This window comes from Clavibacter capsici (genome assembly GCF_001280205.1).
In the GTDB taxonomy this organism is placed as follows: Bacteria; Actinomycetota; Actinomycetes; order Actinomycetales; family Microbacteriaceae; genus Clavibacter; species Clavibacter capsici.
On the sequence record NZ_CP012573.1, the window covers coordinates 510,239 to 525,469 of the forward strand.

At 75.9% G+C, this 15,231-nt stretch carries 14 protein-coding genes; 5 read left to right on the forward strand and 9 right to left on the reverse strand.

The window, feature by feature from the left end; all coding sequences use genetic code 11:
* The 3 genes from AES38_RS02590 to AES38_RS02600 all read right to left on the reverse strand — a co-directional run bounded on the left by AES38_RS02590 (position 1) and on the right by AES38_RS02600 (position 5,838).
* Positions 1–1,314 carry a M1 family metallopeptidase gene (locus AES38_RS02590; protein WP_053773653.1) on the reverse strand — a complete coding sequence of 438 codons (1,314 nt, stop codon included), beginning with the start codon at positions 1,312–1,314 and terminating at the stop codon, positions 1–3.
* Positions 1,311–5,372, reverse strand: a complete 4,062-nt coding sequence (locus tag AES38_RS02595) for a Pls/PosA family non-ribosomal peptide synthetase (RefSeq protein ID WP_053773654.1) — start codon at positions 5,370–5,372, stop codon at positions 1,311–1,313. The genes AES38_RS02590 and AES38_RS02595 overlap by 4 nt, the downstream gene beginning before the upstream one ends.
* 97 nt (positions 5,373–5,469) lie before the next feature.
* Positions 5,470–5,838: a GntR family transcriptional regulator gene (locus tag AES38_RS02600; RefSeq protein WP_053773655.1), complete on the reverse strand. Its 369-nt coding sequence runs from the start codon at positions 5,836–5,838 to the stop codon at positions 5,470–5,472.
* A 126-nt stretch (positions 5,839–5,964) separates the two neighbouring features.
* Here AES38_RS02600 and AES38_RS02605 point away from each other — a divergent pair, with 126 nt between their 5' ends.
* The 3 genes from AES38_RS02605 to AES38_RS02615 all read left to right on the forward strand — a co-directional run bounded on the left by AES38_RS02605 (position 5,965) and on the right by AES38_RS02615 (position 7,523).
* Positions 5,965–6,336, forward strand: coding sequence for a hypothetical protein (locus tag AES38_RS02605; protein ID WP_053773656.1), 372 nt, complete (start codon positions 5,965–5,967; stop codon positions 6,334–6,336).
* A gap of 76 nt (positions 6,337–6,412) precedes the next feature.
* Complete coding sequence (locus AES38_RS02610; RefSeq protein ID WP_053775630.1) at positions 6,413–6,799, forward strand: hypothetical protein; 387 nt, start codon at positions 6,413–6,415, stop codon at positions 6,797–6,799.
* Between the two features lie 10 nt (positions 6,800–6,809).
* Positions 6,810–7,523 carry an RES family NAD+ phosphorylase gene (locus AES38_RS02615; protein WP_053773657.1) on the forward strand — a complete coding sequence of 238 codons (714 nt, stop codon included), beginning with the start codon at positions 6,810–6,812 and terminating at the stop codon, positions 7,521–7,523.
* Between the two features lie 2 nt (positions 7,524–7,525).
* Here AES38_RS02615 and AES38_RS02620 read toward each other — a convergent pair whose 3' ends face one another.
* Positions 7,526–7,963: an Lrp/AsnC family transcriptional regulator gene (locus AES38_RS02620; protein WP_011931848.1), complete on the reverse strand. Its 438-nt coding sequence runs from the start codon at positions 7,961–7,963 to the stop codon at positions 7,526–7,528.
* A 183-nt stretch (positions 7,964–8,146) separates the two neighbouring features.
* On the opposite strand from AES38_RS02620, the gene ddaH reads away from it, so the two are divergent.
* Both ddaH and rocD read left to right on the forward strand, forming a co-directional pair.
* On the forward strand, positions 8,147–8,989 hold the full coding sequence (gene ddaH, locus AES38_RS02625; protein WP_053773658.1) for a dimethylargininase: 843 nt from the start codon (positions 8,147–8,149) through the stop codon (positions 8,987–8,989).
* A 7-nt stretch (positions 8,990–8,996) separates the two neighbouring features.
* Positions 8,997–10,241: an ornithine--oxo-acid transaminase gene (gene rocD / locus AES38_RS02630; RefSeq protein WP_053773659.1), complete on the forward strand. Its 1,245-nt coding sequence runs from the start codon at positions 8,997–8,999 to the stop codon at positions 10,239–10,241.
* A 30-nt stretch (positions 10,242–10,271) separates the two neighbouring features.
* On the opposite strand, the gene AES38_RS02635 is transcribed toward rocD, so the two are convergent.
* The 5 genes from AES38_RS02635 to AES38_RS02655 all read right to left on the reverse strand — a co-directional run bounded on the left by AES38_RS02635 (position 10,272) and on the right by AES38_RS02655 (position 15,230).
* The gene (locus AES38_RS02635; RefSeq protein WP_174775881.1) at positions 10,272–11,273 is read right to left on the reverse strand and encodes an EamA family transporter; all 1,002 of its coding nucleotides are present in this window, start codon (positions 11,271–11,273) and stop codon (positions 10,272–10,274) included.
* Between the two features lie 156 nt (positions 11,274–11,429).
* On the reverse strand, positions 11,430–12,269 hold the full coding sequence (locus AES38_RS02640) for an MBL fold metallo-hydrolase (RefSeq protein WP_053773660.1): 840 nt from the start codon (positions 12,267–12,269) through the stop codon (positions 11,430–11,432).
* Entirely contained in the window at positions 12,266–13,459 is a 1,194-nt protein-coding gene (locus tag AES38_RS02645; RefSeq protein ID WP_053773661.1) for an ABC transporter ATP-binding protein, read from the reverse strand. Before AES38_RS02645 ends, AES38_RS02640 begins: the two co-directional genes overlap by 4 nt.
* Positions 13,456–14,253, reverse strand: coding sequence for an ABC transporter permease (locus AES38_RS02650; RefSeq protein ID WP_053773662.1), 798 nt, complete (start codon positions 14,251–14,253; stop codon positions 13,456–13,458). The genes AES38_RS02645 and AES38_RS02650 overlap by 4 nt, the downstream gene beginning before the upstream one ends.
* Positions 14,250–15,230 (reverse strand): ABC transporter permease, encoded by a 981-nt coding sequence (locus AES38_RS02655; protein ID WP_053773663.1) that lies wholly within the window; start codon positions 15,228–15,230, stop codon positions 14,250–14,252. The genes AES38_RS02650 and AES38_RS02655 overlap by 4 nt, the downstream gene beginning before the upstream one ends.
* Position 15,231: the final 1 nt, after the last annotated feature.

The window sequence follows — 15,231 nt, forward strand, 5'->3', positions numbered from 1 at the left end:
TCAGCGCCGCCCGACCCGCGGCAGCTGCGGCACCGGCCCGGCGGCGAGCCACGCCCGCAGCAGCGCGCCCGCGTCGCCCGCCGCGCCGACGAGGTCGGCCGTGGTGCGCGGGGCGGTCCACGCCGGATCCGTCCAGCGCAGCAGCAGCGCGCGCCATGCCGCGTCACCGAGCGTGAGCCGCAGCGCGTGCACCGCGAGGGCGCCGCGCTTGTAGACGACGTCGTCGAACATCGCCTCGGGCCCGGGATCGCCGATGCCGAGCCGCGTGCCGTCGCGCACGAGGCGGGCGTGGTGCTGGCGGGCCAGCTGGTCCGCGGTCGGCCCGCCGGACTCCTCCGACCACAGCCACTCGGCGTAGCAGGCGAAGCCCTCGTTGAGCCAGATGTGCTGCCACGACGCGAGGCCCACGTGGTTGCCGAACCACTGGTGCGCGAGCTCGTGGGCGACGAGCCGCTCGGATCCGCCCGTGCCGTCGGCGTGGTTCGCGCCGAGCACGGCCATCGCCTGCGCCTCGAGCGGGATCTCCAGCTCGTCGTCCGTGACCACCACGCGGTACTCGTCGAACGGGTACGGCCCGAACAGCGTCTCGAAGAACGTCATCATGCGCGGCACGAGCGCGAGGTCCTGCAGCACGCGGGCCTCGCGCGGCTTCGGGTAGGCGAAGACGGCCTCGGTGGATCCGGCGGGCACCCGCCGCTCGGCGTACCGGCCGATCTGCACGGTCGCGAGGTACGGCGCGGTGGGCGCGTCCTGCTCGTACGTCCAGGTGGCGCGGCCGGAGCGCACCAGGCGGGAGACGAGGCGGCCGCTCGCGATCACCGAGTAGTCGACCTCGCACGCGACGCGGATCCGGAACGCGGCCCGGTCGTCCGGCCGGTCGTTGCAGGGGAACCAGGTGGACGCGCCGCTCGGCTGCGACGCGACGAGCACGCCGTCGCTGAGCTCCTCCCAGCCGAGCTCGCCCCAGGTCGTGCGGCGCGGTCCGGGCTCGCCGGAGTAGGCGACGTCGACCGTGAACGAGGCGCCCGCGGGGATCGGCGCCGCCGGCGTGACCACGAGCCGCCCGCCGCGCTGCACGTGCCGGGTCTCGCGGCGGCCGTCGACGCGCACGTCGTTCGCGCGGAGGCCCGTGAGGTCGAGCTCGAAGCGGGGGAGGATCTCGCGCGCCACCGCCGTGACGACCGCGCGCGCCTTGAGCCGGTTGCGGGCCACGCGGTAGTCGAGGTCGAGGTCGTAGCGCTCGACCGCGTACGCGGAGGAGCCGACCTCGGGGGTGTAGCCGTCGCCGGACGCGGGACCCGTCGGGGCCCTCACCGGCGACCGGCGGTCGCGGGCGCGTCGGTCGCGGCGTCGGCGGCGGGCGCGGCCTCGGCGGGCAGGTACCGTCCCGTCTTCACCTCGCGCCACGGGCCGATCGGGTTGCCGCTCCAGCGGCTCGCCTCGGGCACGAGCTCGCCGCGCATCACGAGGCTCGCGGGGCCGACGGTGGCCTGCGGGCCGATGCGCGCCGCGGGGAGGATGACGCTGTGCGGCCCGAGGGTCGCACCGGCGTCGAGGGTGACGGTGTCCATGCTCATGATCCGATCATGGAACAGATGCGTCTGCACGACGCAGCCGCGGTTGACCGTCGACGCGTCCCCCAGCGTCACGAGGTCGGCCTCGGGCAGCCAGTGCGAGTCGCACCACACGCCGGATCCGATGCGCGCGCCGAGGCTCCGCAGCCACCACACGAGCGCGGGCGTGCCCGCCGCCGACGACGCGAACCAGGGCGCGGCGACCATCTCGGTGAAGACGTCCGACACCTCGCTGCGCCACACGAACGACGACCACAGCGGGTGCTCCTCCGCGCGGATGCGGCCGATGAGGATCCACTTGGCCGCCGTCGAGACCGCCGCCGCCACCGCGCCGGCCGCCAGCAGCACCACACCGCCCAGCAGGAACGCGACGAGCGGGCCCCACGCCTCGGTGAGCGCGGCGAGCGCGACGAGGACGGCGAGGCCGATCGCGCAGGTCACGAGCACGGGCACGACGCGCAGCAGCTCCCAGAGGATCCGGGCCACGCGCAGCCGTGTCGGCGGACGGAAGGTGCGGGAGTCGTCCGCCGCGGCGACCGTGCGCCGGAGCCGGACGGGCGGGGAGCCGAGCCACGAGGATCCGGCCTTCGACTTCGTCGGCGCCGCCGAGAGCACGGCGACGAGGCCGTCCTTCGGCACCTTGTGGCCGGGGCCCGCCATGCCGGAGTTGCCGAGGAACGCGCGCTGGCCGATCTCGGCGCGGGCGACCCGCATCCACCCGCCGCCGAGCTCGTAGCCGGCCACCAGCGTGTCGTCGGCGAGGAAGGCGCCGTCGCGGATGGTCGTCATCGCGGGGATGAGGAGCACGGTCGACGCCTCGACGTCCTTGCCGACGCGCGCGCCGAGGAGCCGCAGCCAGACGGGCGTGAAGAGGCCCGCGTAGAGCGGGAAGAGCACGGTGCGCGCGAGGTCGAGCAGGCGCTCGGTCGACCACAGCTGCCAGCCCACGCGGCTGCGCACCGCGTGGATGCCCTCGGTGACGCCGAGGCCGAGGAGCCGCACGGATCCGACCACCACGAGCGCGAGCACGAGGCCGGTGACGAGCACGGCCGGCACGAGCGCGCCGAGGCCGCGCCACCAGACGTCGCCGAGGTCGGCGGATCCGCGGATCGCCGCCGCGAGGATCCCGCCGCCCGCGACGAACGCGACGACGGGCACGAGCGCGGTCGCCACCGAGGCGGCGCCGTACGCCGCGACCCAGCGCGAGTTCCGGGGCGGCCGGTGGTCGGGCCACCAGACGCGGGCCTTGCCGACGCGGGCGGCGGGGGATCCGGCCCAGCGCTGCCCCGACGGCACGCGCCCGAAGACGGCGGAGCCCGGCGCGATCTCCGCGCCCTTCCCGATGCGCGTGCCCGGCAGCAGCGTCGAGCGCGTGCCGACCGTGGAGCCCGCGCCGATGCGGACCGCGCCGACGCGCACGGTGTCGCCGTCGATCCAGTACCCGGAGAGGTCGACCTCGGGCTCGACCGAGGCGCCGCGCCCGATGCGGAGCATGCCCGTGACGGGCGGCAGCGTGTGCAGGTCGACGTCGTCGGCGATGCGCGCCCCGAGCGCACGCGCGTAGTAGGTGATCCACGGCGCGCCCGCGAGCCCGACCGCGCCGATCTGCTGCGCGATCTGCTCGGCCAGCCAGATCCGCAGGTGCCAGCGGCCGCCGCGCGGGTGGTCGCCGGGCGTGAGCCCGCGGAGGAGCAGGCGCGCGGCGACCGCGGAGATCGCCATGCGGCCGAACGGCGTCGCGAAGAGGAGGAGGCCCGGGACGAGCAGCCACCAGGGCACCTCGGGCAGCGCGTCGAACCCGCCGAGCGGCTGCAGCAGCGCGCTCGCGGTGAGGAGGAGCGCGAGCCAGCGGAGGCTCTGCAGGGCGAGCAGGGGCGCGCCGAGCAGGGTCTGGGTCCACTGGGTGCGGCGCGGCGTCGGCGTCACGTCCACCTGCGGGCCGCGGCTCTCCGTCCGCGGTGCGCGTCCGGCGATGGCGGCGTGCATGGCGCCGAGGCGCGGGTGCGCGTACACGTCGGCGACCGTGAACTCGGGGTCGACGGAGCGGATCCGGGCCACGAGCTGGGCGGCCGACAGGGATCCGCCGCCGAGGTCGAAGAAGTTGGCGTCGGCGCTCGCGACGGGGGTGCCGAGCGCGGCCGACCACATCTCGGCGAGCGGGCGCAGCTCGGCGTCGAGGTCGGCGCCCTCGTCGCCCGCGGCACCCGGCAGCGGCCAGGGGAGCGCGGCCTTGTCGACCTTGCCGGAGGTGCGCGTGGGCAGCGACTCGACCACGCCGATGAGCGGCACGAGCGCGGCCGGCAGCGCGACGCGGAGGCGCTGCACGGCGTCCTCGCGGGAGAAGGCGGCGGGATCCCGCGGCACGAGGTAGCCGACGAGCACCTGGTTGCCCGCGCCCGTGGTCTGCACCGCGACGGCCGCGCCCTGCACGTCGTCGAGGCCCTGCAGCGCCGCCTCGATCTCGCCCAGCTCGATGCGCCGGCCGCCGACCTTCACCTGGTCGTCGGCGCGGCCCTGGAACACGAGCCCCTCGGCCTCGAAGCGCACGAGGTCGCCCGAGCGGTAGGCGCGGTCCCAGCCGAGCGCGGGGAACGGGGCGTACTTCTCGGCGTCCTTGGCGGGATCCAGGTACCGCGCGAGCCCGACGCCGCCGATGATCAGCTCGCCGACGCCGCCCTCGGGGACGCGCGCGCCGTCGGCGTCGACGACCGCGAGGGTCCAGCCGTCGAGCGGCAGGCCGATGCGGACCGGACCCGGACCGCCGAGCGGCGCCGCGCACGCGACGACGGTCGCCTCGGTGGGGCCGTACGTGTTCCAGACCTCGCGCCCGTCGGTCGCGAGGCGCTGGCCGAGCTCGGGCGGGCACGCCTCGCCGCCGAAGATGAGCAGCCGCACGTTCTCGAGCGACTCCGCGGGCCACAGCGCCGCGAGCGTCGGGACGGTCGAGACGATCGTCACGCCGTGCGTCGTGAGCCACGGCCCGAGGTCCATGCCGCTGCGGACGAGGCTGCGCGGCGCCGGCACGAGGCACGCGCCGTGGCGCCAGGCGAGCCACATCTCCTCGCACGACGCGTCGAACGCGACGGAGAGGCCCGCGAGCACGCGGTCGCCCGGGCCGATCGGCTCCTCCTGGAGGAAGAGCCGCGCCTCCGCGTCGACGAAGGCCGCGGCGGAGCGGTGCGAGACGGCGACGCCCTTCGGGGTGCCGGTGGATCCCGAGGTGAAGATGATCCACGCGTCGTCCTCGGGCGCGGGCGGCGTCACGAGCGGGAGCGCGGAGGTGGAGGCGTGCGCGGTGGCGGCGGGCAGGATGCGGAGCGCGGCGGCGGTCGCGTCCGTCGCGGTGTCGGCGGCGGTGTCGGCGGCGTCCGGGGTGCGCGGCGTGTACTCGCCCGTGCCCGTCACGACGCCCGCGACGCGCGCCTCGCCGAACACGAGGCGGGCGCGCTCGTCGGGGTCGTCCGCGTCCACCGGGACGTAGGCGGCACCCGCCGCGAGCACGCCGAGCACCGTGACGTAGAGGTCGCGGGATCCCGACGGCATGCGGATCCCGACCCGGTCGCCCTTGCCGACGCCCGCGTCCCGCAGCGACGCGGCCACCTGCACGACGCGCGCCATGAGCTCGCGGTAGCTGAGCGCGCCGTCGCCGTCCTCGATGGCGGACGCGTCGGGGTGCGCGGCGACCGTGGCCCGGAGCACGTCCACCAGCGTGCGCGGCGGCGTGACGGCGTCGGCCCGGTCGAGCACGCGCTGCGCGTCGTCGTGCGGCGTCGCCGCCTCCGGGGAGGACTCGGGCATGTGGTCTCCGTTCGGATCGGGCGGCGTGCGTACTGTCGGGCCTCCGGGTGAACGGGAGGTGGAATCCCGGCGACCCCGCGTCGCCGCGAGGGCGGGATCAGCCGGCGGCGAGCGCCTCGTCGACCACGCGCCGCGCGTCGTCGTCGGAGGCGGCGAGCCGGCGCGCGAGCTGCGCGTACGCGACGGCGGCGGTGCGGAGCGCGGCGGGCACGTCGTCCTGCGCCGCGACGAACGACCCGGCGCGTCCGCGCGTCTCGATCACGCCGTCGGCCTCGAGCTCCTTGTACGCCCGCGCCACCGTGTTGACGGCGACGCCGGCCTGCTCCGCGAGCGCCCGCACGGTCGGCAGCCGCGCGCCGACCGGCAGCTCGCCGTCGGCGGCCCGGCGCGCGACCTCCGCGCGGAGCTGCTCGTAGGGCGGGGTCGCGGAGCCCGGGTCGATGCGGTAGCCGGGCGCGGGATCCATGCGCCGAGGCTAGCGATCCGGGGAGCGACGACGGGCGCGACATGCACGAGCTCCGCGCCCGGGGACGGCGCGGGCGGGGGAGGATGGATGCGCGGCACCCCCGCGCCGCCGACAGGAGGATCCCGCATGTCCGAGCTCGAGCTGATCACCATGTGGTCGCGCGCCCGCAAGCAGATGATCACGAGCCAGCTCGCCCCGGTCTTCCTGCTCACCTCGACCGTGGTCCTGCTGCGCACCGGCCTCGCGGACGCCGACCTCGGCACGCGCCTCGCCGCCGCGCTGATCCTCCTCGCCACGGGCGTGCTCGGATCCGCCGTGCAGTTCTCCATCAACTCGCAGGCCATCGCCATCGCGCGCGACCTCCGCGACCGCGGCGCGACCTCGCACGCGGCCCGCGCGGTCGTCGCCTCCGAGGGCATCACCAACCTGCTCCGCTACGCGATCCCGGCGCTCTTCGTCGTCATCTACGTCGTGATCCTGGTGGCGCTGTTCTCGTGACGGGTCGGTGATCCCGGGTGTGATCCCGGGTGCCGCCGCGCATGTGATGCGCCCGCCGAGCGAGTACCCTGGCGACATGTCGATCACCACGCCCGGGCTGGGCGCCTACGAGACGGCCATGCGCGCGCCGGATGCCGACCTAGTCGGCGGCCTCCGCGAGGTCCTCGGCGCCCAGCTCGTCGCCTACCTCGGGTCCGTCCGGGAGACGCGGGCCGTCCGGCAGTGGGCGGAGGGGGAGCGCGCACCGTCCGCGGCGACGATGACCCGCCTCCGCCTCGCCTTCCACGCGGCGGGCATCCTCGCGGAGCGTGAGCAGCCGAGGGTGGTCCAGGCCTGGTTCACGGGTCTCAACCCGCAGCTCGACGATGCGTCGCCAGCCCGGCTCATCCGCGAATCCCCGGATCTCGACGACGCCGGTGCGCGGGTCCTGGCGGCCGCGCGGTCGTTCGTCGCGAACGCCTGAGGCGCGCGCGGTGGAGCGGTCCCGCTACGCGCTGCGTGCGGCTCCTGGCGAGGTGTGGCGCGTCGGTCGCGCCCCGGATCCCTGGAGCTGGACGGATTGGCGCTACGCCGACCGCGGGCGCTTCCCCGGCCGGTGGGATTCCCCGGACGGCTCGTACCGCACGATCTACGCCGGCTCGACCCCACAGGCGTGCCTGGTCGAGCTCCTGGCGCCGTTCCGGCCGGATCCGGCGGTCGTCGACGAGCTCGCTGCCATCCACGAGGACGAGGCGGATGCCTCGCTGCATCCCACGGTCGCGCCCGGTCGCCTCGACGACTCGTGGTTCCGCGCCCGCCGACTCGGTCGCGCCGTGCTCACGGGGACGTACTGCGACGTGACGCACTCGGCGACGATCGCCGCGCTACGTCCGCGGTTCCTCGCCCGCGCGCGACAGCATGGCCTCGCGGACCTCGACGCGGCGGCGCTCCAGGATGCGCGCCCCCGGGAGCTCACCCAGGCGATCGGGCGGGCGCTCTACGAGGAGACGGAGGGCGGCCGCGCGGTCCTCGACGGGATCCGCTTCCCGTCACGTCACGGTCGCGAGCTGGAGCTGTGGGCGGTGTTCGAGCGCGCCTCCGACGGCGTCCGGAGCGGTCGGCTCACGGAGGCGACGGCGCATCCGCTCGCGGTCGACCACCCGGCCGTGGTCTCCGCGGCGGCGCTCCACGGGGTGCGGATCGGCTGACGCTACTCCAGCGTCCGGTTCACGAGCCGGCTGAGCACGATCGCGCTCCGCGTGTGGTCGACGTTCGGGGCGAGGCGCACCTTCTCGAGCGCGTCCTCGAGGCTCGGGATGTCGCGGGAGCGGATGCGGACGATGGCGTCGGCGTCGCCCGTGACGGTGCCCGCGTCGACGACCTCGGGGACGCCCTGCAGGATCCGCCGCAGCTCGTCGGGCGCGACCGTCCCGCGGCAGAACAGCTCCACGTAGGCCTCGGTGCTGAGGCCGTCGACCGCGGGATCCACCTGGATCGTGAAGCCGCGGATCACGCCGTCGGCCACCAGCCGGTCGACCCGCCGCTTCACCGCGCTCGCCGAGAGCCCGACGGTGCCGCCGATGTCGCCGTAGCCGGCGCGGCCGTTCTGGCGGAGGAGGTCGATGATCCGGTGGTCCAGGTTGTCCATGCCCCGACCTTACGGCGGGATCGTGCGCGTGACCCGGGCCTCACGCGCGGAATCCGCGTCGCGCCCCCTCGAACGGGCGTGATGCGCCTGCCAGGCTGGCAGGAAGGCGTCCCCTCGGGGCTCTGGGACATCGTCCGCCTCCACGACCGCGCCACCCGGCGCGCCGCACGAAGCAGGAGCACCATGCCCTCCACCCTCTCCCGATCCGCGGACACGACCGCCGGCCGCACGCCGGTCGCGAAGCGCGTGCTCATGTGCCGGCCGGACCACTTCGACGTGGTCTACACGATCAACCCGTGGATGGATCCCGCCGTCCCGACCGACACGTCGCTCGCCGTGCGCCAGTGGCAGACCCTGTACGACACGTACGTGGGCCTCGGCTTCCAGGTCGACCTCATCGACGGGATCGCCGGGCTCCCCGACATGGTCTACGCGGCCAACGGCGGCTTCACCCTCGACGGCATCGCGTACGGCGCGGCGTTCCAGCACCCCGAGCGCCAGCCTGAGGGCCCCGCGTACATGGACTGGTTCCGCGAGGCGGGCTTCGACGTCCGCGTCCCCGAGGAGGTCAACGAGGGCGAGGGCGACATCCTGCTCGTCGGCGACACGATCTTCGCGGGCACCGGCTTCCGCAGCGACAGCTCCAGCCACGCCGAGGTCGCCCGCATCTTCGACCGCGAGGTCGTCACCCTCCGCCTGGTGGACCCGTCGTTCTACCACCTGGACACCGCCATCGCGGTGCTCGACGACACCAACATCGCCTACCTCCCGAGCGCGTTCGACGCCGTGAGCCTCGACGAGCTCGAGCGCCGCTTCCCCGACGCGGTCGAGGTGGGCGCCGAGGACGCGTCGATCCTCGGCCTCAACTCCTACAGCGACGGGTACAACGTCGTCATCGCCGAGAAGGCCGTGGGCTTCGAGGCGTCGCTGCGGGAGCGCGGGTACAACCCGATCGGCGTCGACCTGTCCGAGCTGCTGCTCGGCGGCGGCGGTGTGAAGTGCTGCACGCTCGAGCTGCGGAAGTAGGACCGACATGACCGACACCATCGACCGCCCCGCCGCATCCGACGCCGGCGCCCTGGCCATCCACGCCGAGGAGGCGCACGCCGCGCACAACTACCACCCGCTGCCCGTCGTGGTCGCGTCCGGCCAGGGCGCCTGGGTCACCGACCTCGACGGCCGGCGCCTGCTCGACTGCCTCGCCGCCTACTCGGCCGTGAACTTCGGGCACTCGCACCCCGACCTCGTCCGGGCCGCGACCGAGCAGCTCGGGCGGATCACCCTCACGAGCCGCGCGTTCCACAACGACAGGCTGGGCCCGTTCGTCACGGCGCTCGCCGAGCTCGCCGGCAAGGACATGGTGCTGCCGATGAACACGGGCGCGGAGGCCGTGGAGTCGGGGATCAAGGTCGCGCGCGCCTGGGGCTACCGGGTGAAGGGCGTGGCCGCGGGCCGCGCGAGGATCATCGTGATGGCCGGCAACTTCCACGGCCGCACCACCACCATCGTGAGCTTCAGCGACGACGAGGAGGCGCGCGCCGACTTCGGGCCGTTCACGCCCGGGTTCGTCACCGTGCCGTACGGCGACGCCGCGGCGCTCGAGGCTGCGATCGACGAGGACACGGTCGCCGTGCTCGTCGAGCCGATCCAGGGCGAGGCCGGCATCGTCGTGCCGCCGGACGGCTACCTCGCCGACGTGCGGCGGATCTGCACGCGTGAGGACGTGCTGTTCATCGCGGACGAGATCCAGTCGGGACTCGGCCGCACGGGCGCGACCTTCGAGTGCGACAACGCCGGCGTCGTGCCGGACCTCTACCTCCTCGGCAAGGCGCTCGGCGGCGGCATCGTGCCCGTCTCCGCGGTGGTCGGCGACGCCGACGTGCTGGGCGTCATCCAGCCGGGGCAGCACGGATCCACGTTCGGCGGCAACCCGCTGGCCGCGGCCGTCGGCCACGCGGTCGTCGAGATGCTCGCGACCGGCGAGCCCCAGGAGCGCGCGCGTCGCCTCGGCGCGGTGCTGCACGCGCGGCTCGGCCAGCTCGTCGGGCACGGCGTGCTCGGGGTCCGCGGCCGCGGGCTGTGGGCCGGCATCGACATCGACCCCGCGCTCGCCACGGGCCGCGCGGTCTGCGAGCGGCTCGCCGAGCGCGGCGTGCTCGCGAAGGACACGCACGGCTCCACCATCCGGCTCGCCCCGCCCATCGTGGTGGAGGAGGAGGACCTCGTCTGGGCCGTCGAGCAGCTCGCCGAGGTGCTGGCGGAGCTCGGGGCGCGCTGACGCGGAGCCTGCTGATCGCGCCCGGCCGCCCTACGACGCGGCCGGGCGCGCTCGCGTGCGGGGCCGGTCCGGCGCACGCGTCGCGATGGCGACGCCCGCCGCGACGCACACCACGACGATCGCGCCGAGCTGCACCGGCGTGAGCGTCTCGCGCAGCACGATCACGCCGAGGACCGCCGCGACCACCGGGCTGAGGCTCGTGAGCACGGCGAACAGGCGCGGGGTGATGCGCCGGAGGATCACGGTGTCGAGCGAGTAGGGCACGGCCGACGAGAGCAGGCCGATCGCGGCGAGCAGGCCGAGGATCCGCAGGTCGAGCGCCGCCACGTCGAGGGTGAGGAGCGCCCACGGCACCAGCACGACGAGGCTCACGACGCTCGCCACCGCGATCCCCTGGAAGCCCGGCAGCCGTTCCGCGACCCGGCGCGTGAAGACGATGTAGGCGGCCCAGGTGACGGCCGCGGTCGCGCCGCAGACGAGGCCGAACGCGTCGATCCGCCCCTCGAGCCCGGTGAGCACCACGACGCCCGCGGCGGCCACGAGCGCGCACGCCGCGTCGAGCAGCCGGCGCGACGCGAGCAGCGCGATGGACAGCGGCCCGAGGAACTCGATGGTCGCGGCGATGCCGAGGCCGAGGCGGTCGACGGCCGCGTAGTAGGAGAGGTTCATCAGCGAGAGCGAGAGGCCCAGCAGGACCGCCGGCACGAGCTGGGCGCGCGTCATGCGGTGGATCCGCGGCCGCGCCACCGGGAGCACGAGCGCCGCCATCATCACCTGCCGCGCGGCCACGACGAGCACGGGGCCGACCGCGGGGATCGCGAGCCCGGCGAGCGAGGACCCGAGGCTGACGCTCACGATCGTGCCGACCTGGAGCGCGGCGCCCGCGGCGGTGGTGCGGGCGCCCGGCGCGGTGCCGGTGCTCGACCCGTCCGTCGGGTCGGCGACCGCGGCCTCGACGCCCGCCGGGGTCGTGCCGGGCGCGGATCCCGGGTGGGCGCCCACGGCGTCGGCGGCGTCCCCGGGGCTGGTCACCTCGCGAGCGTACCGACGCCGGGACCCGGCGACCGCGCCGCGACGGGCCGGGTCGCGCGGCGGATCAGCGGACGAGCTCGCCGAAGGCCGGGAACGCCTCGGCCGTCCGCGATCCGGGGACGCACGCTCCCGGACGGCCGATCGGCGATCCGTCGTTCAGCGGCCTGCGGCCCGCTCCCGCGCGGTGCTCCGCCGCTCGAGCGGGAAGCGCGCGCCCGGGCGGGCGAGCAGCGTCGCCACCGGGGTGCCGGCCGCCCCGGCGGCGTCCGCGAGGATCCGCGGGGCGAGCGCCGGATCCGCGATGTGGCTCACCAGCAGCGTGCCGACCCGGGAGCTCGCCGCGACCCGGCCCGCACCCTGGCCCGTGAGGTGCCCGTGGCCCTCGAGCTCCTGCGGCGTGGCCGAGAGGTAGGTCGCCTCGCAGACGAAGAGGTCCGCCTCGTGGGCCGCGGCGCGGAGGCCGGGGCAGTCGGAGGTGTCGCTCGAGAACGCGACGGTCGCGCCGGTCTCCCGGTCCTCGAAGCGCAGCGACGCGCTCGGCACGGCGTGGTGCGCGGCGAAGGCGGTCAGCCGCAGGCCGGGCGCGACCTCGAACGGCGTCGGCGTCGCGAGGTCCAGCCCTCGGACGTCGAAGGCCTGCGCGAGCGGGGCCCGCAGCGTCGGCACGGTCGGGATCCCGATGAGCTCGTCGAAGGAGTCCACGTAGTCGAGGCTCTCGGCGGGCAGGAACAGCGGCACGCGCTGCTCGCGGGGCCGCGGGAAGCGCAGGCGGAACGCGAGCGCGCCGAGGTCCAGCGCGTGGTCGGCGTGCCGGTGCGTGACCACCACGGCGACGATGTCGTCGAGGGCGCCGCGCTCGGCCAGCTCGCGCACGATGCCGGGACCGCAGTCCACGAGCACCGAGCCGTGCGGGCCGCGCAGGAGGTAGCCGCTGGCGGCGGATCCGGCGACGGGCGCGGTGGCCGCGACGCCCAGGATGTCGAGGGTCCAGGTCATGCGCGTCGTCCTCTCGTGCGGGAGCGGTCGCGCGCGGGCGCGGGCGGCCAGGGGGATGCGGGTGCCGCGGCGGGGGCCGCGTGCACGGTCGTGCCGGGCGCGTCGAGGCGCAGGTGCACCTCGTGGCCCGGGAGGTGCGGGGTGGCGCTCGAGACCGTGAGCTCGGTGCCGTCGAGGGTGCGGGATCCGTCGCCCACCAGCCGCAGCCGGAGCGACCAGCTGGACCCGCGGGGCTCGACGTCCACGACCACGGCCGCGCGGGATCCGGAGACCGGCCGCTCGTGCAGGCTCGCGCCGCCGACCGGGCGGACCACCGCGAAGCACGGTCCGTCGACCGGGGCCGCGCCGTCCGCGACGTACGGCGCGAGCGGCATGCGCCAGCCCTCCGCGACGACGAGCTCGCCGCCCGCGGCCATGGCGGGCAGGGCGGCGGCGCCCGCGACGAACTCGGCGACGAACGGATCCCGTGGCCGCGACCACACGCCGTCGACGGTGTCGCGCTGGATGAGGCGCCCGTCGCGCATCACCGCGACCTCGTCGGCCAGCGCGAGCGCCTCGGCCTGGTCGTGCGTGACGATGATCGTGCAGCAGTCGGCCTCGGCGAGCAGGCGCCGGAGGTCGCGTCGCATGCCGTCGCGCAGCTGCGGGTCGAGCGCGGAGAGCGGCTCGTCGAGGAGCAGCACGCGCGGCCGGATCGCGAGGGCCCGGGCGAGCGCGACGCGCTGGCGCTGGCCCCCGGAGAGCTGGGCGGGGGAGCGGTCGGCGTACGCGGTCATGCGCGTGAGCTCGAGCGCGTGGTCCACCCGCTCGTCGCGCTCGGCGCGCGGCACCCGCTGCGCGCGGAGGCCGTACGCCACGTTGTCGCGGACGCTCAGGTGCGGGAACAGCGCGTACGACTGCGGCACGTAGCCGATGCGGCGGCGCTCGGCGCGCAGGCGCGTGGCGTCCTCGCCGTCGAGGTGCAGGGATCCGCTCGACGGCGTGAGGAGGCCCGCGATGAGGCGCAGCAGCGTGGACTTGCCGCAGCCGCTCGGGCCGACGAGCGCGAGCACGCGGCCGGGCGCGACCTCGAGGCTCACGTCGGCGACGGCCTGCGTGGATCCGTAGCGGTGGCCGATCCCCTCCAGCCGCAGCGCGGGGACGGGGGCGTCGGCGGTCGCGGTGGCGGCCGGGGCGTCGAGGACGGTCATGCGTTCTCCTTCCGGGAGAGGGCGTTCCGTGCCAGCAGCGCGGCGGCGACGGCGGCGGGCACGAGGGCCACGCCGAAGAGCAGGGATCCCGCGGCGCCGAGCTCGAGCCGCTGGGTGGTGAAGGCGGAGTAGAGCGCGAACGGCGCGGTCTGGTTCGCGGGCGGCACCACGAAGAAGCTGAGGTTGAACTCGCCGATGGACAGCGCCGCGGCCATGAGGAGCGCGGCCGCGAGCGGGAGGCGGATGGCCGGCAGCGTGATCGTGACCAGCCGCCGCACGGGCCCCGCGCCGAGGGTCGCGGCCACGCGCTCCGCCTCGACGAGCTCCGGCGCCGCGAGCGACGGCACGAGCCCGGCCACGAGGAACGGCAGCGCGATGAGCAGCTGGCCCACCACGAGGAGGGCGCCGCTCGAGCGGAGCGCGGGATCCGACGCCGCGAGCGCGAGGCCGAGCGCCACGCCCGGCACCGCGAGCGGCAGCATCGTGATCTGCCGCACGACCGCGCCGCCCGGCACCAGCCGACGGGCGAGCGCGTGGCAGAGCGGCAGCACGACCACGAGCGCGAGCACGAGCACGACCGCGGTCACGGCGAGCGTCGGGCCGACGCGCGGGCGCAGCAGCTCCCACGCCATCGCGTACCAGTCCGCGGTGATCCCGCCGACCAGCGGCCCGCGGGACGCGTCGGGCGAGATCGAGACGGCGATGGTGCCGAGGATCGGGATCAGCACGAACGCGACGCACAGCGCGAGGGCGGCGGGGCCGACGCGTTCGCGGTGCCCGGGGCGGCGGCTCACCGGATCCCCCGGCCGGCGGCCACGGGAGCGCCGGCGGCATCGGAGGCGGGTGCCGCGGAGGCGGGCGGCACCGCGACCGGCGCGACGGAGGCGACGAGCGCGTCCGACGCGCCGCCCGCGCGGGGACCCCGCCCGTCGACGATCCGCGCGCCGACCGCGCACAGCACGAGCGACAGCACCGCGAGCAGGGCGAGCACCACCGAGAGCGCGGCCGCGAGGCCCTGGTCGCCCTGGTTGTAGAGCGCGTCGGCCACATCCAGCGGCAGCACGCGGATCCCCTCGGACAGCGTCGCGGCCGTGCCGTACGCCCCGAGCGAGGTCGCCATGCAGACGCCCGCCGCCGCGAGCAGCGGGCCGCGCAGCAGCGGCATCGTCACCGACCAGGCGACGCGGGCGGGGAACGCGCCGAGCGACGCGGCGACGGCGGTCAGCTCGGGATCCAGCCCCGAGGCGGCGCCGCGCAGCGTGCCGATCACGCGCGGGATGCAGAAGTACACGTACGCCGCCGCGAGGCCGCCTGCCGTGTAGGCCCAGCGCCCGCCGGGATCGCCCGTGACGGCCTCGATCGCCTGCGAGAGCAGCCCGTTGCGGCCGAGCATGACGATGACGAAGAAGCCGATGACGATGCCCGGGAAGGCGAGCGGGAAGACGAGCACGGCGTCCACGAGCGCGGACGTGCGCGGCCCGGAGCGGGCGAGCGTGATGGCGGCGGGCGTGCAGATCGCGAGCGTCACGAGCGTGACGCCCACGGACAGCAGCACCGTGGTGACGAGGGAGGCGCGGAGCCGGTCGTCGGTCACGAGCGCCGCGTAGTTGTCGAGCGTGGGACCGCCCTCGCGCACCCCGAGGACCGTGCGGTGCAGCGAGTCGATCACGAGACCCGCGAGGGGCCGCAGCAGGAACCAGACGAGGAGCGCGAGGGCGGGGAGGGCGACGACGAGGCCACCCCCGCCGACCCGGAGGGGTCGCGGGGACACG